Origin of the sequence: Solibacillus sp. FSL K6-1781, from assembly GCF_038630735.1 — a bacterium.
GTDB lineage: Bacteria > Bacillota > Bacilli > Bacillales_A > Planococcaceae > Solibacillus > Solibacillus silvestris.
This window is the reverse complement of sequence record NZ_CP152038.1, coordinates 333,376-358,108: the sequence shown is the minus strand read 5'-3', so window position 1 is coordinate 358,108 and position 24,733 is coordinate 333,376. Positions and strand designations below refer to the sequence as shown.

The 24,733-nt window shown below is 40.4% G+C and carries 20 protein-coding genes; 3 read left to right on the top strand and 17 right to left on the bottom strand.

Annotated features, from left to right (window positions below):
• A complete protein-coding gene (madM, locus tag MHH37_RS01730) occupies positions 1-762 on the top strand; it encodes a malonate transporter subunit MadM (RefSeq protein ID WP_340797664.1) in 762 nt (253 codons plus the stop codon).
• Between the two features lie 492 nt (positions 763-1,254).
• Positions 1,255-2,193, top strand: coding sequence for a carbohydrate kinase (locus MHH37_RS01725; protein ID WP_342574739.1), 939 nt, complete (start codon positions 1,255-1,257; stop codon positions 2,191-2,193).
• A gap of 54 nt (positions 2,194-2,247) precedes the next feature.
• Here MHH37_RS01725 and MHH37_RS01720 read toward each other — a convergent pair whose 3' ends face one another.
• The 17 genes from MHH37_RS01720 to MHH37_RS01640 form a co-directional block, all read right to left on the bottom strand.
• Complete coding sequence (locus MHH37_RS01720; protein ID WP_342574738.1) at positions 2,248-3,621, bottom strand: HAMP domain-containing sensor histidine kinase; 1,374 nt, start codon at positions 3,619-3,621, stop codon at positions 2,248-2,250.
• Positions 3,618-4,286: a response regulator transcription factor gene (locus MHH37_RS01715; RefSeq protein ID WP_039966977.1), complete on the bottom strand. Its 669-nt coding sequence runs from the start codon at positions 4,284-4,286 to the stop codon at positions 3,618-3,620. Before MHH37_RS01715 ends, MHH37_RS01720 begins: the two co-directional genes overlap by 4 nt.
• 102 nt (positions 4,287-4,388) lie before the next feature.
• Positions 4,389-6,491: an MMPL family transporter gene (locus tag MHH37_RS01710; RefSeq protein WP_342574737.1), complete on the bottom strand. Its 2,103-nt coding sequence runs from the start codon at positions 6,489-6,491 to the stop codon at positions 4,389-4,391.
• Between the two features lie 137 nt (positions 6,492-6,628).
• A complete protein-coding gene (locus MHH37_RS01705; protein ID WP_342574736.1) occupies positions 6,629-8,107 on the bottom strand; it encodes an AMP-binding protein in 1,479 nt (492 codons plus the stop codon).
• Positions 8,108-8,122: 15 nt separating this feature from the next.
• Positions 8,123-8,854, bottom strand: a complete 732-nt coding sequence (gene fabG / locus MHH37_RS01700; protein WP_342574735.1) for a 3-oxoacyl-ACP reductase FabG — start codon at positions 8,852-8,854, stop codon at positions 8,123-8,125.
• 16 nt (positions 8,855-8,870) lie between these two features.
• The gene (locus MHH37_RS01695) at positions 8,871-9,770 is read right to left on the bottom strand and encodes an alpha/beta hydrolase (protein WP_342574734.1); all 900 of its coding nucleotides are present in this window, start codon (positions 9,768-9,770) and stop codon (positions 8,871-8,873) included.
• A gap of 1 nt (position 9,771) precedes the next feature.
• Positions 9,772-10,776 carry a 3-oxoacyl-ACP synthase gene (locus MHH37_RS01690; protein WP_342574733.1) on the bottom strand — a complete coding sequence of 335 codons (1,005 nt, stop codon included), beginning with the start codon at positions 10,774-10,776 and terminating at the stop codon, positions 9,772-9,774.
• Positions 10,773-11,798 (bottom strand): branched-chain amino acid ABC transporter permease, encoded by a 1,026-nt coding sequence (locus tag MHH37_RS01685; RefSeq protein WP_342574732.1) that lies wholly within the window; start codon positions 11,796-11,798, stop codon positions 10,773-10,775. Before MHH37_RS01685 ends, MHH37_RS01690 begins: the two co-directional genes overlap by 4 nt.
• A 4-nt stretch (positions 11,799-11,802) precedes the next feature.
• Positions 11,803-12,666: a branched-chain amino acid ABC transporter permease gene (locus MHH37_RS01680; protein WP_008406200.1), complete on the bottom strand. Its 864-nt coding sequence runs from the start codon at positions 12,664-12,666 to the stop codon at positions 11,803-11,805.
• A gap of 13 nt (positions 12,667-12,679) precedes the next feature.
• Complete coding sequence (locus MHH37_RS01675; RefSeq protein ID WP_342574731.1) at positions 12,680-13,387, bottom strand: ABC transporter ATP-binding protein; 708 nt, start codon at positions 13,385-13,387, stop codon at positions 12,680-12,682.
• Positions 13,380-14,138, bottom strand: a complete 759-nt coding sequence (locus MHH37_RS01670) for an ABC transporter ATP-binding protein (RefSeq protein WP_014824915.1) — start codon at positions 14,136-14,138, stop codon at positions 13,380-13,382. The genes MHH37_RS01675 and MHH37_RS01670 overlap by 8 nt, the downstream gene beginning before the upstream one ends.
• A gap of 94 nt (positions 14,139-14,232) precedes the next feature.
• Complete coding sequence (locus MHH37_RS01665; protein ID WP_342574730.1) at positions 14,233-15,486, bottom strand: substrate-binding domain-containing protein; 1,254 nt, start codon at positions 15,484-15,486, stop codon at positions 14,233-14,235.
• Positions 15,487-16,014: 528 nt separating this feature from the next.
• On the bottom strand, positions 16,015-19,146 hold the full coding sequence (locus tag MHH37_RS01660; RefSeq protein ID WP_342574729.1) for a BTAD domain-containing putative transcriptional regulator: 3,132 nt from the start codon (positions 19,144-19,146) through the stop codon (positions 16,015-16,017).
• A 165-nt stretch (positions 19,147-19,311) separates the two neighbouring features.
• Positions 19,312-19,494 (bottom strand): hypothetical protein, encoded by a 183-nt coding sequence (locus tag MHH37_RS01655; protein ID WP_014824918.1) that lies wholly within the window; start codon positions 19,492-19,494, stop codon positions 19,312-19,314.
• A 472-nt stretch (positions 19,495-19,966) separates the two neighbouring features.
• A complete protein-coding gene (locus MHH37_RS01650; protein ID WP_342574728.1) occupies positions 19,967-20,644 on the bottom strand; it encodes a GNAT family N-acetyltransferase in 678 nt (225 codons plus the stop codon).
• A complete protein-coding gene (locus MHH37_RS01645; RefSeq protein ID WP_342576197.1) occupies positions 20,645-21,754 on the bottom strand; it encodes a dipeptide epimerase in 1,110 nt (369 codons plus the stop codon).
• 245 nt (positions 21,755-21,999) lie between these two features.
• Positions 22,000-22,611 (bottom strand): flavin reductase family protein, encoded by a 612-nt coding sequence (locus MHH37_RS01640; protein ID WP_342574727.1) that lies wholly within the window; start codon positions 22,609-22,611, stop codon positions 22,000-22,002.
• 808 nt (positions 22,612-23,419) lie between these two features.
• Between MHH37_RS01640 and MHH37_RS01635 the strand changes: the two genes are divergently transcribed.
• Positions 23,420-24,694 (top strand): OFA family MFS transporter, encoded by a 1,275-nt coding sequence (locus MHH37_RS01635; RefSeq protein WP_008406185.1) that lies wholly within the window; start codon positions 23,420-23,422, stop codon positions 24,692-24,694.
• Positions 24,695-24,733 lie beyond the last annotated feature (39 nt).

Below are 24,733 nucleotides of genomic sequence, written 5' to 3'. Positions count from 1 at the left end.
ATGTGGGATGCTCTTAAAACTGCGTTAGAATCTAACGGTTTAATCACAGGATTCGTCATTGTCGGAATTACAATGTATGTCGCATACTTGATTTCGAATAAATTAACAAAGGGACTTATTCATGGCTCCGCTATTGCGATTGTTCTTGGATTAGTATTAGCTTATTTCGGAGGAGTTTACAGTGAAGGAACTAAAGGTTTAGCTGATATTTCATTATTCGCGGGAATCGGTTTCCTTGGCGGTAGTATGCTTCGTGACTTTGCTATTGTAGCTACATCATTCGGAGCAAACTTTGACGAAATTAAAAAAGCAGGTATTCGCGGGATTTCTTCACTCTTTATCGGTGTAGCATTGTCGTTTGTAGTTGGTATTGTTTTTGCACTTATTTTCGGTTATACAGATGCAGTAAGTCTTGCTACAATCGGTGCCGGCACAGTTACTTATATTGTTGGTCCAGTAACAGGAGCTGCATTAGGTGCAAGTTCAGAAGTTATTGCAATCAGTATTGCAGCAGGGTTAGTAAAATCGGTATTAGTAATGGTAGGTACACCATTTATTGCAAGGTTCATTGGACTTAACAATCCATTAACTGCAATGGTTTACGGTGGATTAATGGGCACTACTTCAGGTGTTACGGGTGGATTAGCTGCAACGGATGTACGATTGGTCCCGTATGGCGCCGTTACAGCTACTTTCTACACTGGATTAGGCTGCTTACTATGCCCTACCCTGTTATTCATCTTAACAGATATGATTTGGTAAGTTAATAATTCATACTCGATATATAAGGTGCAATTTTATATTTTCAAAAAGGTGTCACATTTTTTATCTATAACATTCCCCCAGAATTTTATAATATAAAACCACCTTCTGAATATTAAAATTGTAATTAAATGAGTAAAAGATAAAACGTGAGTACATTTCCGTACTCACGTTTTTTATCGTACTTTTCAATAAAATCCGTTTATTTCCATTGCGGGCGGACGCTTTCCGCGGGCGCGAGGCCAACACGATGTTGGTCACAAAAGCATTGCCACAGGAAGTGGCGCTCTTAGCTTTTGTTCCTAGTCTCTCCCTCGCGCTGTTCCCGCAGGAGTCTGCCGCCCTCCATTCCAATCAACTCCTGTTAAGCCAATGCAATTTATCAACAATTTACTTGAAACCTAAATTTATAAACTCATAGGGTAAATATTTTTAATTCTAGTTATTTTATGCCAAAATTTAGTGAAACACATATATTTGGAGGAAACGGATATGAAAAAAATTCTTTGTATTGGCGAATTGCTCATCGATTTTTTTACAACGCATACGGAAGTGTCCATTCTAGAAGCGAAAACGTTTGAAAAACAGGCAGGCGGTGCTCCCGCAAATGTAGCAGCAACCATCGCGATGCTTGGAGGACAGGCATATTTTTGCGGAAAAGTGGGCAACGATGCATTTGGCCACTTTTTGAAACAAACGTTGGAGCAAGCAGGTGTTCATACAGATCAGCTTATAATGGATCCGTCTGCACCTACTACTTTGGCCTTTGTTTCAAGACAGAAAGATGGGGAGCGGGATTTTATTTTCAATCGCGGTGCCGATGAGTCGTTATGTATCGAAGATTTGAATTTACAGCAGCTAATGATATCCGATATGTTTCACTTTGGCTCAGCCACTGCCCTTTTAAGCGAACCTTTCAGTAAGACGTACGAGCAATTAATGCAAACAATGTTAATGCAAGATTATTTTATTTCTTTTGATCCGAATTACCGGGCTGACTTGTGGAAGCATGATACTGAACAATTTATTCGAAAATGCGAACCTTTTATTGAAGCTGCAAATTTCATTAAGATGAGTAATGAAGAACTGTTATTATTCGCAAGAACAGATAACTTCGAACAGGCAATTGAATGGCTGACACAGTTAAACGATAAAACAATTGCAATTACACAAGGCGCTTCCGGTACAATGCTTATTCAAAACAGGCAAATTACAACCGTTCCGGCATTTCCCGTAAATTCCGTTGATACAACCGGTGCAGGTGATGCGTTTGTCGGTGCTGTTTTATATCAGTTAAGTAAATATGAAGACACAAATCTCTCGTTTAATGAATGGGTAACCGTGATCGAATTCGCCAACCGTGCTGCATCAAAAGTATGCGAAAAAGTCGGTGCAATCGAAGCCCTCTCTTCATTAAAAGAACTTCAATAATAAAAAAGGGCGTGTTAAAAGTCTCACTTCGCTTTTAACACGCCCTCTTTCTATTTATTGTACATTTAAAACAACTGTCACTTTAGTTCCCTTTCCAAGCTCACTTTCAATAACAAACTGTCCCGCATGCCGGTTAACGATTTCTGTTACAATCGCCAAGCCTAATCCGCTGCTTTGACTCGAGCGCGAAGGGTCTACCCGGTAAAATCTTTCTTTTACTTTTTCAAGTGATTGTTCTGGAATACCAATGCCGTTATCTTTTATCGTCACAAAAATCTGACTGTCCTTTTTACTGCTTGTTACGATAATTTTCCCTTTGTCCTCACTGTAACGAATGGCATTTGACAGCAAATTGTCCCATACTTGTTCCATTAACTGCTCATCTGCAAAAACTTCAACTGGCTCCAGCTCATATACTAACTCCATCTGCTTATCATCCAGTTTCCATCGCTTTGAAAATAGCCGTTCCTTCAACTGTTTATCTAATGAATAAGTCTTTTTTTGGACAGGTAAGTTTTTCTGGTCAAGCGAGCTTAGTAATAGCAATTGCTTTGTTAATGCGGAAAGTCGCTTTGTTTCCTGTTCTATAATTTCCAAATACTGTACACGTTCTTCTTCCGTATTTTCCGCATCCTTCAGCACATTAGCATAGCCTTGAATATTAAGCAAAGGCGATTGAAAGTCATGCGATACATTGTTGATGAAGTCTTTCTTGATCTGATCATTTTCAGCAAGACGATTAGCCATCTTTTGAAACTGTGTTGCAAGCTGCCCAAGCTCATCATTCCGATCAATCGTTAATTGAATATCGTAATTTTCAAGGGCAATTTGCTTTGTTGCCTGCTGCAATTGTTTCAATGGTCTTACCATCTGACGGGCAAGCAAAATCATCGTCAATAAAATTACGACAGCGGTAATAATAATAAAACTAACGATCAATAAATGCATTTCAGAAAAGAGTGTGGCATTTTCCTGCCGTATGAAAAAGGCATAGCTCTCATCATCTAGTTGAAACGACACACCGATTGTATTTTTAATATCGTTCGCGAAATGATTCATAAAGTAAGAAGAACCATAATAATCACGAATGCCGTGATACACTTCATCCTTACCGATAATACTTAACATTTCAGGCGTGAGATTTGTTTTTTTAAACGCACTTCCGTATGAAACTAAATTTCCATCGGGATAGATGACCCCTATTTGATAGCCAAGCTTTGCAATGGATTGAAAGTAGGCATCCGCATTTTCTTTTGGCATTGATTTTAAAATTTGCTGTACTTCCTGTGCTACCCCATAATTTTTGGCATCTGTATCAGGTCTGATTTGCGATTTATAAATTTGACCGATTAACAGCATCGACATCGTAATGCTTATAATGATTACAGTCAATGTCACGACAATATATTGCCTGTATAATGTTTTCATTTCAATTCCTCTATTTTATAGCCGATTCCTCGTACAGTTTGAATTTTCACTTGTGCATTCACTTCTTCCAACCGGCTGCGTAGACGCTTAATATGTGTTGTCAGTGTGAAATCATCCCCGTCATAGTCATAGCCCCACACTTGTTCCATTAGCTGGTCTCGCGTAAATACGACTTCCGGTCTTGAACATAGGATGCTTAATAGCTCAAATTCTTTTAAAGGCAGTAACGATACTTGTTCTCCTACCTTTACTTCATACGTTTGCCGGTCAATGAGCATATTGGCGATCTTTATTTGACTGCGTTCAGTTTTTTGAAAGCGGCGTAAAATGGCACGCACTCTAAACAGCAGTTCTTTCGGCTCGAATGGCTTCACCATATAGTCATCTGCCCCTGCCAAAAACCCTTTTTCCTTATCATCCAGCGTTGTTTTGGCAGTTAGCATCAATACGGGCACACCGATTTCGGCTAGGTTTTTCGTCAATGTTACGCCATCCATTTTCGGCATCATTACATCGACAATGGCCAAATCTACCGGCTCCTGCTGCAATAAATTCAGCGCTTCCATACCATCACTTGCAAACAGTGCTTCGAATCCCTCTTTTTTCAAATGGATGCCGATTAATTTTCGTATAAATGCATCGTCATCTACAACTAATATCCGCATTGGATCACCGCCTTTTATTTGAAGTTCCATTACATATAAATTTACTCTCATTCTATCCATAAAAAGAGACATCGAAATACTCGATGCCCCTCAATCTAACCATTACTTCTTGTCTTTTTCAAATGTTAATATCAACATTGGTAATAGCATACCACGCACTAGGAATGTATCAATAAGGATACCTACTGAGACGATAAAGCCGAATACGAATAAATCGGCAATTGGCATCGTCATTAAAGCCGCGAAAGTCGCTGCCAGAATAACACCCGCTGATGAAATGACACCGCCTGTATTGCGAATGGCGATTTCCAGCGCCTGTTTTACTGTGGCACGTTTGCGTTCTTCAAGGAATCGGGACACTAAAATAATATTATAGTCAATACCTAACGCAACTAGGAAGATAAATGCATAGACAGGTACACGCGTACTGATTGCATCGTAACCAAATAATACGTCGACAAGGAATAACCCTAATCCCAATGCCGATAAATACGACACTAAAATTGTTGCCATCATGTAAATCGGCATTTTCCAAGACTTCGTAAGAACAAACAATAGTACTAAAATTAAAATCGTTTCTAAAACTACAATTTTAATGATATCAGCGTTGTTTACATTACGCTCATCCAGCAATTTAGCCGTTGTTCCTGCAAAGTGCAGTTCACCGTTAATCCCGGCTGCCGCTAAATAATCCGCGCTGTTGTCACGCATTTCTCCAAGTTTATCGATTGCTTCCGGATCATATGGATTTAGATCAAACGCCATTGATAATTTCATTTTTGTTTCATCGTCCGAAACGGCCGATGAACGTACCGAAGCTATTTCATCTTCGGCTAATAATGCTTCCATTAAACCTTGTTTTTGCTCTTCTGTTAAGGCCTGTTCACTTTCAACTAATAAGGAAGTCGGTGCAAGTTCCCCTTTATCAAAGCGCGACTCGACGATTTCATAGCCGACGCGGGATGGCAATTCTTCCGGGAATGATTTCACCGTGTCAAATTCATACTCTAAATTAAATACATTTAATGAAGTAATAATCATGAAAATCAGAACTAATCCGCCTGATAAATAAGGTTTGTTCACAACAAACTTGGCGATTGCTCCCCAAATTCCATGTTTCACTTCTTTTGATTCACCGAATTTCGGTACTTTTGGCCAGAATGCTTTACGGCCAAATAATGCGAATAACGCGGGAACTAATGTGATTGAACCTAGCATAATAACAAAGACCGCTGTACCAAAGATTGGCGCGAAGTTTTGGTAGTCACGGAAATCTGCGAAGAATAGAACAAGCATTGCTGCAAGCACTGTACCACCAGCAAAGAATACCGGCTCGCCAGTTGCACGCATCGCATATTTCATCGCTTCATATTTGTTTTCGTAATGGTTTAATTCCTCACGGTAACGTGAGAATACGAATAACGAGTAATCGATTACTGCAGCAAATAACAGGATACTCATAATCGATGTTGTAGAATTATTAATTTCTAGACCAGCTGCCCCCATTAAAGCAACCGACTGATTTACTACTTGATAAACAATTACCGTTGCAAGCAATGGAATGATTGCTAATAGCGGAGAACGGTAAATAATAATTAGTAGAACTAAAATAATCCCGATTGTCGCGAATAACAATTGTAAATCTGCTTGTTCAAACAGCTTAACCGTATCGCCGGCAATCCCTGCTGGACCTGTAATATAAAACTTCGTATCGCCTGTTTTTTCAGCTGCTTCATTTCCAATTTCAGATGCAAAATCGTTAATTTCCGCATACTCTGAATTGCCAAGACCTTTTTCCAGCGTCATCGGCACGATCATAGTCGTCTTGTCTTCAGACTTGAAGCCCTCTAAAGCTTGCGGAGGCAATGTTGAAATATCGATAATCTGATCGATCCCTTCAATATCTTCCGCAATCATTGCATTTAAAATTTCTTTCACACTGTCAACATTAATTTCCCCATCTTCATTATGGAAAACTAATATACCTGGTGTACCTTCATCGTTCGGGAAATACTCGCTCAACTTATTTTCAGCGATAATTGACTGCGCATCATCCGGCAGTGACTGGAAGTTTGTTACTTTGTATTCGCTCAGCATCGGACCGGCACTTAACCCGATCATCAGCACAAGCCATACAATAAGCGTAATCCAGGCCCCACGTTTTGTTGAGACCCAATCTGTAATTGGACTTAATAACTTGTTCATCGAAATCCTCCTTTTTTACACTTCTGCATTATATAGGAGCTATATGAACTTCATATAAACTTCTTAGGAAATCGATTCAAAAAAGACCAAAATGTCCCTATCAACATTTTGGTCCTTTAAACATCGGTATATACGCTTTATTCTGTTATAAACACACAATTCATAAGCTGCTTTTTATCAATTTTACCGACAACTGTTTTCGGAAGTTCCTGGAGAAAATAAATTTGCTTCGGCACTTTATAATTGGCGAGGCGTTCTTTACAGTACTTTAAAAGCTCAGATTTAAGTTGCTCGGACGGATCTCCAGAAATTACAAACGCTACAACACATTCGCCCCATTTTTCATTTGGAATACCTATAACCGAAACTTCCTGCACGGCTTCATGGGCGATTAAACATTGTTCGACTTCTTGCGGATATACATTTTCTCCGCCCGTTATAATCATTTCCTTTTTCCGTCCGACAATATAATAATCACCGTCTTCATCAAACTTTGCCAAGTCACCTGTCTTTAACCAGCCACCCTCGAATGTTTGGCTCGTCGCCTCTTCATTCTTCCAGTAGTGCGTAAAAACATGGCTGCCTTTTAAGCAAAGTTCCCCAACTTCCCCTTCTGCACATAGCTGACCTTCTTTATTGATGATTTTCACTTCGTTGAAAAGCATACTTTTTCCGATCGCACCCTTTTTGTTCATCGCTATTTCTGCATCGATATAAAAGTTATTCGGACCTGCTTCCGTTAAACCGTAACCTTCTTTAAAAAAAAGCCCTCTTTTTAGGAAACACTCATAAACAGGCTTTGGACAAGGTGCCCCTCCCGATAAAAATAATTTCACTGTCGGAAAACTGGACTGCTTAAAATAGTCTGTTTCAATAATGGATTGGTACATCGTCGGTACAAACAATGAAACGGTCGTTTTATATTCGTCAACTGCCCGAACCGCTCTTTCCGGATCAAACTTTTGGCCGATCACTACTGTCCCGCCTGCCATAAGAATAGGTAATGCAAGTGCATTAATTCCTCCTGTATGAAATAGGGGCATATAATTCAGTGTGCAGTCCTTGTCATTTAACCCCCAGCTAATGACGGTATTTATCGCATTCGTAGTGACAGCCTCATACGACAAGACGACACCTTTTGGTTTACCGGTCGTCCCTCCTGTATAAATCATCATCCATGGAAGCTGAGGTTCATCACGCCACTTATATGTAGTAGGCTCAATTAATTCCGAGCTACCGCATGTTAAGCACTTGGCTGGCGAAAGCTGCATCGCACGTTCACCATGCGAATCATCAGTAATTAATAAAGCGGGTGTGCAATCGGATAAAACAACCTGTAATTCGGATATAGATAACTTTGTATTTAGTGGAACATAGATCAATTCGTTCAAGCGACAAGCAATTAAAATGGCAAAGCTTTCAATTGAATTTTCCATCAACGTCACAACTCGGTCTCCTTGCTGTAATTGCTGCTTGGAAAATGTACTGCTCCACCCATTCGCATGCTGCATCAATTGTTTATATGTCCACGTTTCACCTGTTTCTATTTGAATTAAAGCCGTTTTATCCGGTGTTTGGCCCGCTCGTTTCGCAATCCAAAAGTCCAGCTGTTGCATTAGCCATCCCACCTTCTACATCATAATGCCGCCATCAACTTGCAGAACATGACCTGTAATATAACTCGCTTCATCCGATGCTAAAAATAAATAAGCATTTGCGATATCTTCCGGTTTCCCTAATCGTTGTAAACTTGTAATGCCCTCCATTTGCTGGAGGACTTTTTCCGGCATCTTTTCGACCATTGGCGTTGCCGTAAATCCGGGAGCCACGGCATTTACATTAATTCCTTTACGTCCGAGTTCCTTTGCCCAAGTTTTTGTCATCCCGATAATCGCCGCTTTAGTTGCGGCATAGTTTGTTTGACCAAAATTACCATACACACCACTTACAGATGAAGTACTGATAATTTTCCCTGACCCTTGTGTGATCATATGAGGAGCTACTGCTTGTGTGCAGTAGTAGACACCGTTTAAATTAATTTGAATAACCTTCTCAAAATCCTCTTCGCTCATTTTGACAAGCGTTGCATCACGGGTAATCCCTGCGTTATTTATCAAAATATCGATTTTGCCGAAACGGTCAACAACTTGCTCAACCATTTCCTTTACGTCAGCGAGTTTTGATACATCAACAGCAAAGAAGGCGACATTCTCCCCTAGCTCTGCTTCCATTTTTTCACCTTGTTGTTTGTCAAAGTCTACAATGGCCACTTTTGCTCCTTCTTCCAAAAAACGCTTTACCGCTGCAAGGCCAATACCACCTGCACCACCTGTAATAATTGCTACTTTATTTGCTAAACGCATATAGCCCCGACCCCTTTTAAGATAATATAAACTCCTCTATTGCCTCTTTCGTTTCATCCAAACTATCGACTAGCGGCGAGTGTCCGCAGTTTGCCAGTTTCATGATTTGTGCCCTGCCTGCAAAATCCTCGATTATTTCGGTTGTCATCGCCCCAGTAACTACAAAGTCGCGATCGCCGTATAAAACAAATGTCGGAATTTGAATATCTTTCACTTGATTCGTTCCCCTTGCGACTTCATTATCGACTGCACTTATATTGAATGTATTTAATGCATGGTACACATCCGCCAAGTTACGCTGTGTCAGCATGTCATCCACATATTGTTCATAGCGCGCTTCGTCCGGCTGGTTCTGTGTATAGATCACACTGTTCCATACAAACTTCAGGCCATCACGGTTTTTCGTGTCATACATTTGCTGCATCGGAATCGTTTTCACAGGATCCTGCTCAATTTGTTCAATTGTCGCTAAACGCTTTGTAAGATCCGGGGTTCCGTCCGCATTTGAACTATAAAACGGATACCCGCGTGTTGAACCCGAAGCAAATAATACGAGCTTTTTACTGTAGTCCGGATAATCTGCACAAAACTGCATCGCCACATTACCGCCTGTCGACCAGCCAATGATTGTAAAGTCCTTCAACTCAAGCGCATCAACGAAAAGCTTAATATCATCGCTGAAGTCTTTGATCGATGTAATCCGTTTATTGTACGTGGATTCGCCAAAGCCGCGCATATCTACCGCATAAATTGTGAAACGTTCATCCATTGATTCCATCAGCAAATCCCAGTGTTTCGAACTTGTCATATTGCCATGAACTAATAGAACAAGTTCATCGCCGCCTTCTCGCTTCCGATATGTTAAAGTTTCACCATTTGATAATTCCACATTTGCCAAAACGTCCAGCTTATTCATTTTAAGCCCCCCATTTTACTGTAATCGCACCCCATGCATAGCCTATACCTGCACTCACTAACGAAACAATTTGCCCTTCCTGCAGTTTCCCTTCCTTTCGCGCAAGACAAAGAGATAAAATTTGATCGATTTGCCCGATATGACCGTAATGCGACAAATAAATCGAATTCCACTCTGAAAGCCCCAGCTCTTGTAATACATAGTCATGTGCAGACTTTTTCATATGAAGCATCGCAACATAATGTAAATTAGTTTCGCTATAACCACTTTTCTGCAGCGATTGGCGAATTACCTTTAAAAAATTACTTAATGATTTCTGCTCCAAACGAAGCTTCATGCCTTCAGGATCGAGAACATCCAATATATAGCGGCCTTCCTGAAGATGATCAACCGTTAACGGTTCCTTTGTGCCACCTACCGGAACAACAACATCTTCCGAAAATGAACCGTCTGTAATGAGCGAGGCCTCCAGTACTTCGTGCCCGCCCGCGTTTTTCTGTAAAATCATGGCACCCGCACCTGCACCTAGATTAAACATAAAGCGTGTACGTTCGTTTTCATAATCGATAAAATCATGGTTGCGGTACCCTCCAGCCAACAGGACCGTCTTGACGGAATCATCCGCAAACATTAAACTTTTTGCTACTTTCATCGCCATAATGGCCGTACCGCATCGAAGCTGGACATCAAATGCCCATGCATTCACTGCCCCGATTTCTTCCTGAATTTTTATGGCAGCCGTCCATAACGGGTACTCTTTATGCTCTTCCCCGATATAAATGACGACATCAATATCTTTTGCGTCTACTTGCGCTTCGGAAATTGCTTCCTTCGCCGCTTTCACACTCATTTCAACTGGATGGTCATTTGGACCGGCAACTACTTTTTCAATAATGCCCATTTTCGTCTCAACGACAAAGGTTGGAATATTTGCTTTTTCCGCAATTTGGGCTCCCGTCATTCTTCCTTCAGGTAAATACATTCCTAATCCAGTTATCCCGATCATCGCTGTATCTCCTTTTCACGAAGCTTTACGGCTGCCTTTGTTTTTTGTCCCTTTTTCAGCTTCCACTCGTGATAGCGCATTGATACCGTACCTACGATGCCTCGCGGGAAGAATATTACTGCTAAAATGTACAAAATACCGAAGAAAATAATCCAACGTTCAAAAATCGGATAGTCTCTTGCAAGACCTGATAAGTAATGTTGCGCAAATTCGATGACGCCTGCACCGATGATCGGTCCGATTAATGTTCCAACTCCTCCGATGATCGTCATCATCAGTGCATCCAGCGTAATATCCATCGTCAGCACACTCGTATTGACGAAGCGTAGCGATATGGCGTAAAGCGAACCTGCCAAACTTGCAACGGCACCGGCAATAACGGAAGCAATGATTTTGTACCCCAACGTTTTAAACCCGAGCGAACGTGTACGTTGCTCATTTTCACGAATCGCAACAAGCACTTTCCCGAACGGTGATGCAACGATTCGTTTCAGTAAAATGAAAATGACAACTAGACAGATGAGCACTAAAAAGTAAAAATACAGTCGCTCACGGAACAGTTCCGGTGCTCGGAAAGTAAACCCGTCATTCCCCTTCGTTACCGTACGCCACTTTTCCGCCAACACTAAGAACAACCCTGAAATAGCTAACGTAAACATTGCATAAAAGTGACTTTTCAACCGAAGCGTCAATGCACCACTTATTACACTAATAATGGCGGATAGCACAATACCGACTACAATCGAAGCAGCAAAAATACCGATGGACGGACCATAATCGCTCAGCATAATCGCGGTCGTATACGCACCAATCCCGAAAAACATCGCATGACCGAATGAAATAATACCTGTGTAACCTAGTAAAATATCGTAACTCATCGCCAGTATTGCAAAAATACAAAACTGTGTTAATAAAATCGTCATCGTTCGAGAATCCAGTACAAACGGTAATACGGCCATGACTCCTACTACGACTGCATATACTAAATTCATTTTCGATAAAATTAATGGCTGTTTTAACATTGAATCACCCCTTCGCAACTGTGAATAAGCCTTGTGGACGGAAAATCAGAACACTTGCCATTAAAATCATGTTGACCGCAACGGATAAAAACGGCACATAATATGCCATAAAGCTTCCGGCAAGCCCTACTAAAATTGCTGCCATCAATGAACCTTGGAAACTCCCCATTCCGCCGATGACTACAACGATAAATCCTAAAATTGCATATTCCATTCCCATTTCCGCATAAACAACCCCTGAATACGGAGCCATCAGCATTCCGCCTAATGCCGCCAATGCCGCGCCGCACATAAAGACAATTAAAAATACACGCTTAATGTTGATACCCAAGGCCTGTGTCATTTCCCGATTCATAACCCCAGCCCGAACGACTAATCCGATTTTCGTCCGATTTAATATAAAGTACAGAACACCAAATAAAGCAAAACCTACAATGATAATAAAAATCCGGTATTTAATAATCGTTAAATCGCCAATTTGCCAGCTGCCTGCCAAATAAGAAGGAACTTTAACAGGTACACCATTTGGACCGAAAACAACTTTAATCATTTCCTGCAGCACGAGCATAAATCCGAGCGTAATTAGAATCTGCTGTACGTGATTTCCGTAAACCGGCTTAATAATAAGTTTTTCCGTAATAAATCCTAGAACAAGGCCTGTGAGAATCGCTACAACAATTCCGACTAAAAAGCTGTTGCTCCATAAATACGTGAATACCCCTGTATAGGCACCCCATACGAACAGTCCGCCGTGCGCAAAATTCAGCACATCCATTAACCCGAATATAAGCGTCAATCCGGCTGCCAGTAAGAAAATAAGCATTCCTGTCGCTAGTCCATTTATCGCTAAACTGATTATTAGTTCCATTCGCTTCCCCTCCTTATCCGATTCCTAAATATTTACGCTTCAGCTGTTCGTCTTCGATCAAACCTTGCATTTCTCCTGATTGCACTGTTCGCCCGTCATCAATCAATGTGAACGTATCACCGATTTTACTCGCCATCATAAAGTTCTGTTCGACAAGCACGATCGATGTATGCTTTTTCATTTCAGTAATGGCTTCCATCACTTTCTCGATCACAATTGGCGCAAGCCCTTTCGATGGTTCATCGATTAACAGCAGCTTGCTGTCGTTGACGAAAGCCCTTGCCATCGCAAGCATTTGCTTTTGACCGCCCGATAGATTGCCCCCTTGCTTTTTCCAGAACTTTTTCAAATCCGGGAATAACTCAAAAATGTAAGCCTGCTTTTGCATTGTCGCATTCGTTTCTTTTCGAATTGCCACTTTCATGTTTTCCTCTACAGTCAGCTGGCCGAAAATCCCCTGATCTTCCGGTACATAGCCGATTCCACTGTTCGCAATATCATAAGGCGTCATTTTCGTAATATCTTTCCCGTCGAATTGAATCGCTCCTTTCGATGCCGGTGTCAATCCCATAATCGTGCGAAGTGTCGTCGTTTTCCCGGCGCCATTCCGCCCTAGTAAAACCGATACTTCTCCTGCTTTCGCTTCAAAATTAATACCTTGCAAAATGTGATATTGTGAAATAAACGTCTCCACACGCTCCATCGTTAAAATATTATTCATATGCAAGGCCTCCTAAATACGCTTGTTGTACCGTTTCATTGTTCATAATTTCCTCAGGTGACCCGTCAGCTAACAGCGCACCATTGAACAGCACCATAATCGAATCGGACAAATCGATAATCATATCCATTTTGTGCTCGATCAATAAAATCGTTTTATCTCCGCGCTCTTTAATCGAACGAATAACATCCAATATTGCAGGTACTTCCTCCAATGACATGCCGGCTGTCGGCTCATCCAACAGTAAAATTTCAGTATCAAGTGCCAGTAACATCCCGATTTCCAGTTTTCTTTTTTCGCCATGGGAAAGCTGATTCGCCACCTGATGCATCTTTTCGGTTAATAGCACTTGTTCCAAAATTTCAATCGCTTCATTCGTAATTTCTTTGTATTTCAAAAAATGATTGAGCATATGAAAGCGCACTTTTCGTTTCGATTGCACGGCAAGGCGCACATTTTCCAACACGGTTAAATTCGGGAACACATTTGTTATTTGAAATGATCTTCCAATGCCTAATCGTGTCCGATCCACAGATGACTTTTTTCGAAGTGATTGGCCTTTAAAAAAGACATCTCCTTCAGTAGGCTCCAGCTCGCCGCTAATTAAATTGAAGAAAGTCGTTTTTCCAGCACCGTTTGGCCCAATAATGGATTTAAACTGCTTTGCTGTCATTTCAAAATTAATGCTGTCCACTGCTTTATGCTCGCCGAATTTAATCGATAAATTATTCGTTTTTAAAATCGGTTCCATCATCTCACCCTCTCGTTTTTCATTTACATGGAAACCCTAATAACAAAAGGCCGTCTTGAAAGTTCAACACTTTTTAGACAGCCTCACTTATTTACTAGTTTAAAATAGGAGGTTCCGTTTCTTCTGGAAGTAATTCACGCAGTAATACTGGTACCGGATAATCAAATTCCGCTACTTTTTCAAGGCGGATTGCGTACATCGCCTGTAATGCCTGGTGGTCCTCTTCACGGAATGTCATCGTTCCTTTAGGTGTTTCAAATGACATACCTTCCATTAATGGAATCAACGTATTTCCGTCCGCATCCCCGCCTGATTTTTTCAGCGCTTCTACAATCGCAACGGCCGCTGTAAATCCGCCCGGTGTAAATAGATCCGGCACTTCACCATTGAATCGTGCTTTATGTTCTTCTACTAACCAATCATTCACTTCATTTTTCGGTAGTGTATGGTGGTATACAGAGAATCCTTCCATTCCTACTAATGGCTCCATAAATTGAAGTGCAATAATGTCCGGTGCACCAGTTGAAATTTTAATGCCTTTTTCTTGCAGTTTTAAATCCGCAATCTGGTTCCAAGGAGAGTTTGCCCCTGCCCATACAACGAATAAAAAGTCCGGTTTTGCATCAATAATTTTTTGCAAATTAGATGTAAAGTCTGTTGCAGCCGGGTCTGCATATTCTTCCAACACAATTTCAGCACCTAATCCTTCAGCTGCTGCCTTAAATGCCGATACACCATCCCACCCGAATGAATAGTCCGGTGCGAACGTTGCAATTTTTACACCTTCACCAGCGATTGCGGCTGCCGCTGCATAAGCATCTTGAGAAGAGTTACGTGCCGTTCTGAAAATGTACGGATTAAACTCTGATCCTGTAATACTGTCTGCTACTGCTGGTTCTACAATCATAATTTTCTCGTATTCTTCTGCTAGTGGAAGTACTGCCAATGTGTCACCTGAACTTGATGAACCAACTAAAAAGTCAACCGCGTCATCTTCCAATAGCTTCGTTGCCTTTTGAACGGCTACTTCCGGTTTCGTTTCTGTATCTTCCCAAACGACTTCGATTTTACGTCCTTCCACTTCCATCGTGCCGTCTGTCGCATATTCAAGACCTAACTCGAATCCGTTTTTCGTTTGCTTACCGTATGATTCAAGAGCTCCCGTTAACGATGCAAGTACACCGACTTTAATCGGAGTTGATGATGCAGCTGTTTCTGTTGTCCCGCTCTCACCTTGCTCAGCTGAATTTGTAGTTGATGAATCATCGCTGTCTGTTGAATCACTGTTACATGCAACCAATACGAAAATCGATAATACCGCAAAAATTAACCATAAACGCTTTTTCATTCAATGTCCCTCCTAGCAAAATTTTCAGCATAGCTATCTGCTTATTCGTAATGTAACATCGCGAAGTTACAAATGAGTTACATTCGGAGGGATGAGGGGGAATGGCAGCGCGAATTACCGTGCAAATTGTTCTAATAAAATTTATTTTGTGCTAATAAATGTAAATTTGTTCTAATAAAATGCCGATTTTCTAATATATCGTGCGGTTGTTCTAATATCACTGCGCATTGAGCTAATAAAGGTTCTTAATCTTCTAATATCACACCGACTTCTTCTAATAAGCAGTTCAATTGTTCTAATAAAATTACGGCAAAACTTTTTTCCACCCCAACTACCGGCAATCCACTCCTCTTTTCAGTTCAATTTCAACCAACTTCTAATATCCGCCCCATTTCTTCTAATAAAGCAATAACTTCCTCTAATAATTCACTCATTTGTTCTAATAAAACGCTCTTCAGCCCCTCACTGCACTCCAATAAAAAAAGCTATGCTGAAATACATCTTCAACATAGCGCTCAATCTATTTATTCACATTTTCAATACAAGCTCATACAGTCGCTCGATCGGTTCCATCGGGGTAATTTTATATTGGTCGTCCAGCACATCTACACAGCGCTCATAATGTTTGATCGCTTCCCGGCGGTTCCCTAAATAGTAATGGGCAAGCATCAACAGCCGGTAGCCTTCTTCATGACCGTCATCAAGAGCAATAATTCGGTCTGCCCACCGGATCACCTTTTCAAACTGCTGCAGGCGAACGTAATTTTGTGCGACGCGTTCCAAAATGAGCAAGATTTTTTCATTGTAATGCGCCTGAAAAGGTTCCAGCCAATCCCGTTCCATGTCAGAACAAAATGGTCCATCTACAAGACGCATCGCCAGCTTCAGCCATTCATTTGAAAGCTTTGCTGTCTTTTCTTCAAATCCGCGCTGGACATAATACGTAAAATAAGCAACATCACTATGAATCCAGCGGTCTTCCAATTTATATAAATGCTGATGGCGTTTAATAAAATTGCTTTCCTCACGCGCCGATCTTTTCGGCTCCAACGTTTTTAACATTGCGTTAAAAACAACTTTAAAATCCCGTTGCATCGCTTCTTCATCCTGCTGCCAGATCGCGTCGCAAATTTGCTGGCGTGATACAAACTGCTCACGATGAATATATAAATAGAAAAATAGTTCCTTCGCTTTCAAACGCTTCCATTCTTTATCTTGAATCATTTCATGCTCACGATAGACTTGTACAGGACCAAATAACGTCAATGATAGCTCCGTACTTGGTGCGGCATTTATATTTAGCTGGTTAAATACGAGCATCTCCTGCTGCAGCTGTTTCGCGAGTTGAACAAATACAATTAAATAACGCGGTCCGAATAGGGTTTTCTTCTCCATAAAAAACGGATAATCATTCACACATAAATCCCAAAAACGACGATAATATGTTAACGCATCTTGCTGATTATTTAAATTAGCAAAACAATACGCCAGCCAAAAGAAACATATCATCTGACCGTACGTATCCTCACTGCGCTCATAATAGGATAATGCCTGTTTTGCAGTATCGACCGCTTCTTCAAAATGGCTGTTTTCTGCCAGAACTTTTGTCAACGCCGTCAACAGTAGCGCTGACATCCAGAAATCCTGAACTTTATTCGTTTCCCTCAGTCCAATTTGTGCATGGCGCTTCGCCTCATACACATTATCGCGGTGATATAAAATTAGTCCCATATAACACTCGGCAGTAATACGCTTTACGTGAATAAGATTGAGGAGATCAAGCGTCTCATCAAAACAGCCTTTCGCACGTTCAAAATCTTTCATCTCCATGTTAAGTAGCGCCAGCCCTTTACGCAGCTTTGTCAGGGCAAGTGTATACGGCATATCAACGAGCGCTTCTTTTCCACCCTCAATAATTCGGCTATATGCCTGCGTATTCTCACCCATTAACACATCGATCAAGACGAGCAGTAAATCGGTCGTGCGGTGCGCTTCTTCCCATTGAAACGGTTTTGACACACGCGCATTCAGCAGCTCTTTCGCTTTTTCCAGCTGCCCGTGGCGCAAATAAAGACGCGCATCAATATTATTAATGCTTAATTCCAGATTTTGCGATTGGCTCCAGCGCAGTGCCTCCCCCGCTTTCCCTAAATTAATCAGATTTTCGGTATATAAACTATTAATAAGATGACGTTCTGTATTACTCACATCTACTTCGTACAATAAACTAATTGCCTGCTGCAGATGATGTTCCGCAAAAACAGGCTGAAGGGTATCCAAATAAATATTGGCAAGCCCAAACTGTGAGCGCATTAAAAACAACCGGTCCTGCTGCAGCTGCGCTTTTATAAAGCATTCATTGTACGCATTTTTTGCCCGTTCATATTGTGCACGGTAACGCTGGCATTCCCCTTCAAAATACAAAAGCTGATACGGTTTCTCTTCCATCGCAAAGTCTTTGAGCCGTTCCAGTAAAAATTCAAATTGCCCTGCCTCAATAAACTGCGGTGAAAATTGCAAAAGTAACTCGATATAGTACCGGTTATTTTTCAGCTGGGTTGCATGTGTGACAGCTAATACACCCAAATTTTGATTGGCATAATACCGGGCTGCCTGTTCATGAGATTCCTCATGCAGATCCGGATAGTATTCGCTCAGCCGCTGCTGTAGAAACTGTTGGAACAGGGCATGGAACCGGTATTTTGTTCCTCCTGCCAATGGCGTGATGAACGCAAGCTCATCCAACTTCGGCTTTACTTGCTGGATCCATTCCACTCCATATAGTTCCGTAATGACTTCAAGGGAAATCACTTGATGGATGCCCAGCTTTAGAAGCTGAAGCTGCAGTTGCTCATCCAGCTTATCGAATACTTCCGCGGAAAGATATGCAAAAAAATTCCCGACAGATCCTTCTGCTATATCGATGAGCTGTTCCTGACTATATTTCGCTTTATAGCCAAGCAGCATGATCGCCATTGCCCAGCCTTCCGTCATTTGCATAATAAATTCGCTTTGTTCATCCGTTAGTTGCCGGTCAAAAAATGCTTCAAATAAATATTGAACATCTTCTTCTGCAAAAGTAAATTCCGGTTCTAAACATTCTATCAGCTGATTATTCATGCGAAGCGTCAACAAACAGCTCCACTCAGGCATTTTTCTCGTGGCGACAATGATATGAAGGTTGGCAGGCAAAAATTGAAGCAGCTGATTCATAATGTAGTTGATCGGAAATACATGTGACACATGGTGATAGTCGTCCAACACAATTAAGAAAGGCTCTTTTATATCGTGCAGCCCATTTGCAATTTGTTTTGAAAGCTGCAGTAATTCTTCCATATTGTGAAACTTTAACGTCTCATCCCATCCTTTTAATTTATCGCCGAACGACGGAAAATGCTGTTGAATACTATAGATAAAATGACGCAAAAATGGAAATATTGAGTCATCATCCGGCGTAATCTGATACCAGGAGGATTTTGTTTTTTGATCATTTAAAAATTGACTCATAAGCGATGTTTTCCCGTAACCTGCGCTACTATGTAAAATGGTACACTTTGCATGCGGCCAATCCGAAAGCTTTTTCATTAATTTTGCTCTTCTTAAATAGTTATTGACTGGTGTTGGAGGTATCAGTTTCGAAACAAAAATATGTTGCTCCATGCTTTCCACCCCATTTAGAATTAATTTACAAATATATTATCATAAAGCAGAAAATTATTCTTTAAAATACAGGATTTATATAAAACACGACTAATATATAGTATATTAATAATTCATGTTGAATATTATCACTATTTAAGAAAAGAAAAAATCCTCTATGCCAAACTAGAGAATTTTGTCCAAAAGAATTAATACAATTATTAAAGTAGCTGCGATTGCCATAAAGCCGAAGAAAAAATAGCCAATTATTCGAATAGGTTTAGGCATTTGCTTCATATTATAAGAACTAGGGGTACCCACATGCTTTTGATAATGCTCATCGGCATCATTGAACGGTTTTTTCTCCATCAAAATAACTTCCTCTCTTTTAATATGTACTACTCATCAGTAAAGAAAGTTTCAAATAATGTTACCGCTATGAGATATACGAGTAAACCACTCGGCTATTTATGTATGAAAAACTGTATGAAAACCATGTTAATAAATAGTCATTTTAGAGAAATGAAAGCGAAACCAATGCCTGTAAATATAGATTTATCAGTATTTACAGATATTTTTCTAAGGTCATGCGCCTTAAAAAAGCACTTTACTTAATTTTCTGAATATTTTATAATTATGAAAAGGAGCTGATACACATGCCAAACTATACTTACATTGCATCCGACGAAAATGACGTATCTTACCTATACGAAGATAACAGTGATTGCTATGATTTAGACTGCTTTGACGATAATGATATTTAAAGGAGTATTCAAACGACATGGACGGGATTAAATCGATAAAGGATGTGGCGAATAACTGATTATCGCCACATCCTTTATTATTTTACATATTGAATAAGCCAGTCCGGCCCATCCGCTCTCATCGATATACCGATAAAGCCTGATTTCAGAAGTTGCTGCTGTGCTTCCGTATTATCCATTGGGACAAATTGCTCTTCAGCCCACTTATGCTCTTTATAAGGAAGTGACTTCATAAATACATAGCGCAATTTCCCGCCATACTTCAGTTTCAATGCTGCAATATGCATATGTTGCGAAAACTTATCCTTTAAGCTCGCAATATTGCCCGGCATAACCGTTGCACAAACGGTATGAAACTTCGATTCATCCACTTGCTGCATAATGATTTCAGCCATTGTCCGCTGCAGGCCATGCCCCCGATAATCCGGATGAACATTGGAGATTTCCTGATAAAGCACTTTTCGCAGTTCCTTCTCAGTTTTCAAACCAATATCATAGCCTAAATGTTCTTCATCAATCATTGGCTCCAGCAGTGCTCGAAAAGCGATTAATTTCCCTTCAACGAACACCCCGATCATAAATCCGTTCCCACTTAAAATAAAGCTCAATTCTTCATTATCGAGTGGCTGCAATATTGCTTTGTTCGGGAGCGCGTCGACCACTTCCTGCTGCAAAACGGTTAACTCCGGAATATGTGTTTCGTTCAATACATGCACGACATATCGTTCATTCGCTAAAAATCCTGTCGCAATCATTTACTGCACCACACAATGGTCACGTGTTAATTCCGCTAAAACCGCTTCGTCAACATCGACACCTAAACCTGCACGTTCATTCAACTGAATATACGGGACATTATATTGAAGGTTTCCGATATCTTTTGAGAATTTTAACGGTCCAGTTAATTCCACACTCGTAAATACTTTATTTGAAAAGGCAACATGGAAACCTGCCGCCGAACCGACCGAAGACTCGACCATTGAACCGATTTGGCATTCAATCCCTGCCATTTCCGCCATATGTGCTAGCTTCATTGCAGGATACATTCCACCGCATTTCATCAATTTAATATTTACCTTGTCCGCTGCACGCTTTGCAATAATTTCGCGCATTTCACGCACACCGCGTAAACCTTCATCAATCATGACAGGAATTGATGTTTTAGATTTAATTTCAACCATGCCATCAATATCATCCGCACGTACCGGTTGTTCCAGCCAGTCGATATTCAATTGTTCCAGTTCACGAACTGCTTGCATCGTTGTTGAACTGTTTACCCAGCCTTGGTTGACATCAACACGAATCGCAATTTCCTTTCCAACACGTTCACGCACTGCTTTTATGCGGGCAACATCACTCGCTACATCGCGTCCGACTTTCATTTTGAATGAGTTGTATCCCATTTCTACACGTTCTGCCGCTTCATTTGCCATCTTTTCAGGTGTTCCGATGCTTAATACATGTGTAATCGGGAACTTTTCATAATAACGCCCGCCAGTCAATTGATAGGCAGGTACACCAAGTTTTTTTCCTGCCAAATCAAAGCAAGCGATATCAATTGCCGCTTTCGCAGCGGGTGCACTGTAAATGAGCGCATCCATTTTGGCATGGATTTTTTCAAAGTTCATCGGGTTTTCCCCAATCATCGCCGATGCTAATGTATGTTTCAATACAGCGTAAGTACCTTCCAGTGTTTCACCCGTCACATGTTCGTCCGGCACTGCTTCGCCCCATCCGACTAAACCACATTGTGATGTTATCTTTACAATAATAGACGGCATGTTCGGATATGTCCCGTAGCTCACAATAAATGGTTCAATTAATGGTAATTCGATATTAAATAATTCAATTGTTTTAATTTGCATCATTTGATTTTTCTCCTTTATCCCGCATTAACGGATAGTAATTTATCTGCCTCGAAAGCTTAGCGTAGCGGCAGAGGCAAGACTCCCACATCTTGACGGGAGATCAACTACCCGTAAAAGCCCGATTGGTTCGGGCCAACATGATGTTGGTCACACAAGCGTTGTCACAGGACGTGACGGTTTTAGCTTGTATTCCTTCCAATCAGTGGGGATGAAGAATCCCACTGATCGAAGTTTCACTTTATTTAAAGCGGGCGCTCGATTGTAAATTGCTCTCCGATTTTTGCATAGTCATTTCCCGCAAGACGGCTAATTGCACCAAGACCTTTTGGATCAACTCGACCATCCTCGTACAGACTTTCTTCTATATGATAGTAAACGACTTTTCCGACGATCAGGTCACAACCTGCATTTTCATCATCGCCGCCAAGTTCCAGCGCTTTTTCAAGGACACATTCCAGTCGGACTTTCGCTTCCTTTACACCCGGAACATCGATTTTTTCACTCTTTACTAATGACAGACCTGCAACTGCTATCTCACTTTCATCCGGTGGCAAGTTTGCAGCTGTTTTATTTACTTGTTCTACATTTTCAGTATCAACAATATGGACAACAAATTGCTCTTTTGCACGAATATTTCTTGCTGTATCTTTTGGCTTCCCTTTTTTCCGTTGGATACTTACCGAAATCATCGGAGGATTTGAAGAAACGATATTGAAAAAACTAAATGGCGCCGCGTTCACAACCCCATCTTCAGATATCGATGTAACAAAGGCAATTGGTCTTGGAATGATGGAACCTATCAGAAATTTATAATTTTCACGTTCTGATATTTGTTTTGGATCAATTTTCTTCATAAAAACTCGCCTCTTTTCTTATCACTAATTTGACTTTAGAGAACTGATTGCAACACGTCAAATAGTTTTTCTGCATTTTAATTTAGGACAAATACTTTTATACATATTTAATTCGTTCCATATTTTGTGTGATTTAAAGGCTGTTTTAATAGGCTTTTTCAAGGTTATTGAAACAAAATCCCTCTACCTCATCCTAGATATTTTTCTTTTTCAATCAAAATTCTTCAGCGAAACTTCAAAAATTTCCTATTCAACTAACTGTTATAAACAGTTTCGCCATTCTATAAGGAAAGTATAAAAACAGGGCTATTTAGATTAAAAAATTTAGCGAAAACGTTGATTTATCAGTGCATAAAGCTATTTATGAGTTCTTTTATGTGTATTAGTAACTGTTATATTATGAGTTCAAAAGTATTTTCCGTTAATCCATTTCCAACGTTTAAGAGAAATTATTTGCACAACTAAGTATTTTTAGTTATTTAAAAAGAATTTATTGCAGTTTACAATATTATCCTACCCTTAACATATTGCTATATTAAACTAATACTTCACCACCGGCAAAACCTTGATTTATCAACGTTAAAGCGCATTTTTACCATCAAAAAATAATTGCCTTAAGTACAAATTTATTACCCAAAAGAGAAATATATGTTTTTTCGAGATAATATATTTTGTGAAATTCTACTTGCACAACATAATAAGTTAATGTTAAGTTAATGTACATGGACGTTCATACTTTAGACATAACTACTTCAAGTAGAGAAATGTCGTATAACCGATATTTATTTTCGTGTGAGGGGGAAATTTTTTGAAAAAGAATCGTTGGTTAATTGCTGCATCAGCAATCGCTATTCACCTTTCAATCGGTGGAGCTTATGCATATAGCGTGTATAAAAATCCAATTGCTGAAGAGCTTGGGTGGGATGCATCGCAAATTACAATCGCGTTTACAATTATGATGGGGTTAGCAGGTTTTGCTGCCGCACTATTTGGTAGTACAGTAGAAAAATTAGGTCCGAAAAGAGCAGCGATGGTTGCAGCGGTACTATTCGGTTTAGGTCAAGGTGGCGCAGGGATTGCAATCGCTATGGATTCGGTTGTTTTATATTGGTTGACTTACGGACTGTTAAGTGGTCTAGGGATGGGTATTGGTTATATCGCTCCAGTATCTACACTTGTTAAATGGTTCCCGAATCGTCGCGGTCTGGCGACAGGTATGGCAGTATTAGGATTCGGATCTGGTGCATTAATTACCGCGCCGGTAGCTGTAAATTTAATGGAGTCTTTCGGTATTTCAAACACTTACTTTATTTTAGGAATTAGCTATTTTGTATTAATGATGATCGGTGCACTTTATATCGCTCCGCCTAAACCGGGCGAAGTAGAAGAAGCTGTTGCATCAGGAAAAGCAAAAACAACTGAAATTGCACAAATGTCGGCTCGTGAAGCTGTTCGTACAAAGCAGTTCTGGATGCTTTGGGCAATGCATTTAATTAATGTTACATCTGGTTTAATGTTGATTTCTGTTGCTTCTCCAATGGCGCAGGAAATTGCAGGTTTATCTGTAGCTGCAGCTGCAGCAATGGTTGGATTAATGGGCTTATTTAATGGTGGTGGCCGCTTACTTTGGGCAGCTGGATCAGATTATATCGGACGTTCTAACGTATTCGTTATTTTCTTCACGATTCAATTAATTGCCTTTATTACACTACCATTCACTACAAACGCCATTCTATTACAATTGTTCATATTCTTAGTAGTTAGTTGTTATGGCGGTGGTTTCTCGAATTTACCAGCATTTGCAAGTGATTTATTCGGTACGAAACAACTTGGTGTTATCCACGGATATTTATTAACAACTTGGTCACTTGGTGGGATTTTCGGTCCACTAATCGCATCAACTGTTTATGAAGCTGCAAATAGCTATGTACCATTGTTTTACTTATTCAGTTTCTTAATTGCAATTTCATTAGGAATTTCTTTATTAATGCGCTCGAATGTCAACAAAATGAAAAAACAACGCGCAAAAGAAGAAGCAAGTACAAAACACAAAGGGAAACAGGGAGAACCTGTTCATTCATAAGGGGTTCTATAGAGATGAAACGGAAGTATCAACTTCCGT

Coding starts and splice junctions, on each gene's coding strand:
- MHH37_RS01685 (WP_342574732.1), bottom strand. CDS start 11,798: ATGTTAAAACAGCCATTAATTTTATCGAAAATGAATTTAGTATATGCA.
- MHH37_RS01660 (WP_342574729.1), bottom strand. CDS start 19,146: ATGGAGCAACATATTTTTGTTTCGAAACTGATACCTCCAACACCAGTC.
- MHH37_RS01695 (WP_342574734.1), bottom strand. CDS start 9,770: ATGAATAAGCTGGACGTTTTGGCAAATGTGGAATTATCAAATGGTGAA.
- fabG (WP_342574735.1), bottom strand. CDS start 8,854: ATGCGTTTAGCAAATAAAGTAGCAATTATTACAGGTGGTGCAGGTGGT.
- MHH37_RS01650 (WP_342574728.1), bottom strand. CDS start 20,644: ATGATTGCGACAGGATTTTTAGCGAATGAACGATATGTCGTGCATGTA.
- MHH37_RS01725 (WP_342574739.1), top strand. CDS start 1,255: ATGAAAAAAATTCTTTGTATTGGCGAATTGCTCATCGATTTTTTTACA.
- MHH37_RS01710 (WP_342574737.1), bottom strand. CDS start 6,491: ATGAACAAGTTATTAAGTCCAATTACAGATTGGGTCTCAACAAAACGT.
- MHH37_RS01720 (WP_342574738.1), bottom strand. CDS start 3,621: ATGAAAACATTATACAGGCAATATATTGTCGTGACATTGACTGTAATC.
- MHH37_RS01670 (WP_014824915.1), bottom strand. CDS start 14,138: ATGGAACCGATTTTAAAAACGAATAATTTATCGATTAAATTCGGCGAG.
- MHH37_RS01655 (WP_014824918.1), bottom strand. CDS start 19,494: ATGGAGAAAAAACCGTTCAATGATGCCGATGAGCATTATCAAAAGCAT.
- MHH37_RS01680 (WP_008406200.1), bottom strand. CDS start 12,666: ATGGAACTAATAATCAGTTTAGCGATAAATGGACTAGCGACAGGAATG.
- MHH37_RS01715 (WP_039966977.1), bottom strand. CDS start 4,286: ATGCGGATATTAGTTGTAGATGACGATGCATTTATACGAAAATTAATC.
- MHH37_RS01675 (WP_342574731.1), bottom strand. CDS start 13,387: ATGAATAATATTTTAACGATGGAGCGTGTGGAGACGTTTATTTCACAA.
- madM (WP_340797664.1), top strand. CDS start 1: ATGTGGGATGCTCTTAAAACTGCGTTAGAATCTAACGGTTTAATCACA.
- MHH37_RS01640 (WP_342574727.1), bottom strand. CDS start 22,611: ATGAAGAAAATTGATCCAAAACAAATATCAGAACGTGAAAATTATAAA.
- MHH37_RS01665 (WP_342574730.1), bottom strand. CDS start 15,486: ATGAAAAAGCGTTTATGGTTAATTTTTGCGGTATTATCGATTTTCGTA.
- MHH37_RS01690 (WP_342574733.1), bottom strand. CDS start 10,776: ATGATCGGGATAACTGGATTAGGAATGTATTTACCTGAAGGAAGAATG.
- MHH37_RS01705 (WP_342574736.1), bottom strand. CDS start 8,107: ATGCAACAGCTGGACTTTTGGATTGCGAAACGAGCGGGCCAAACACCG.
- MHH37_RS01645 (WP_342576197.1), bottom strand. CDS start 21,754: ATGCAAATTAAAACAATTGAATTATTTAATATCGAATTACCATTAATT.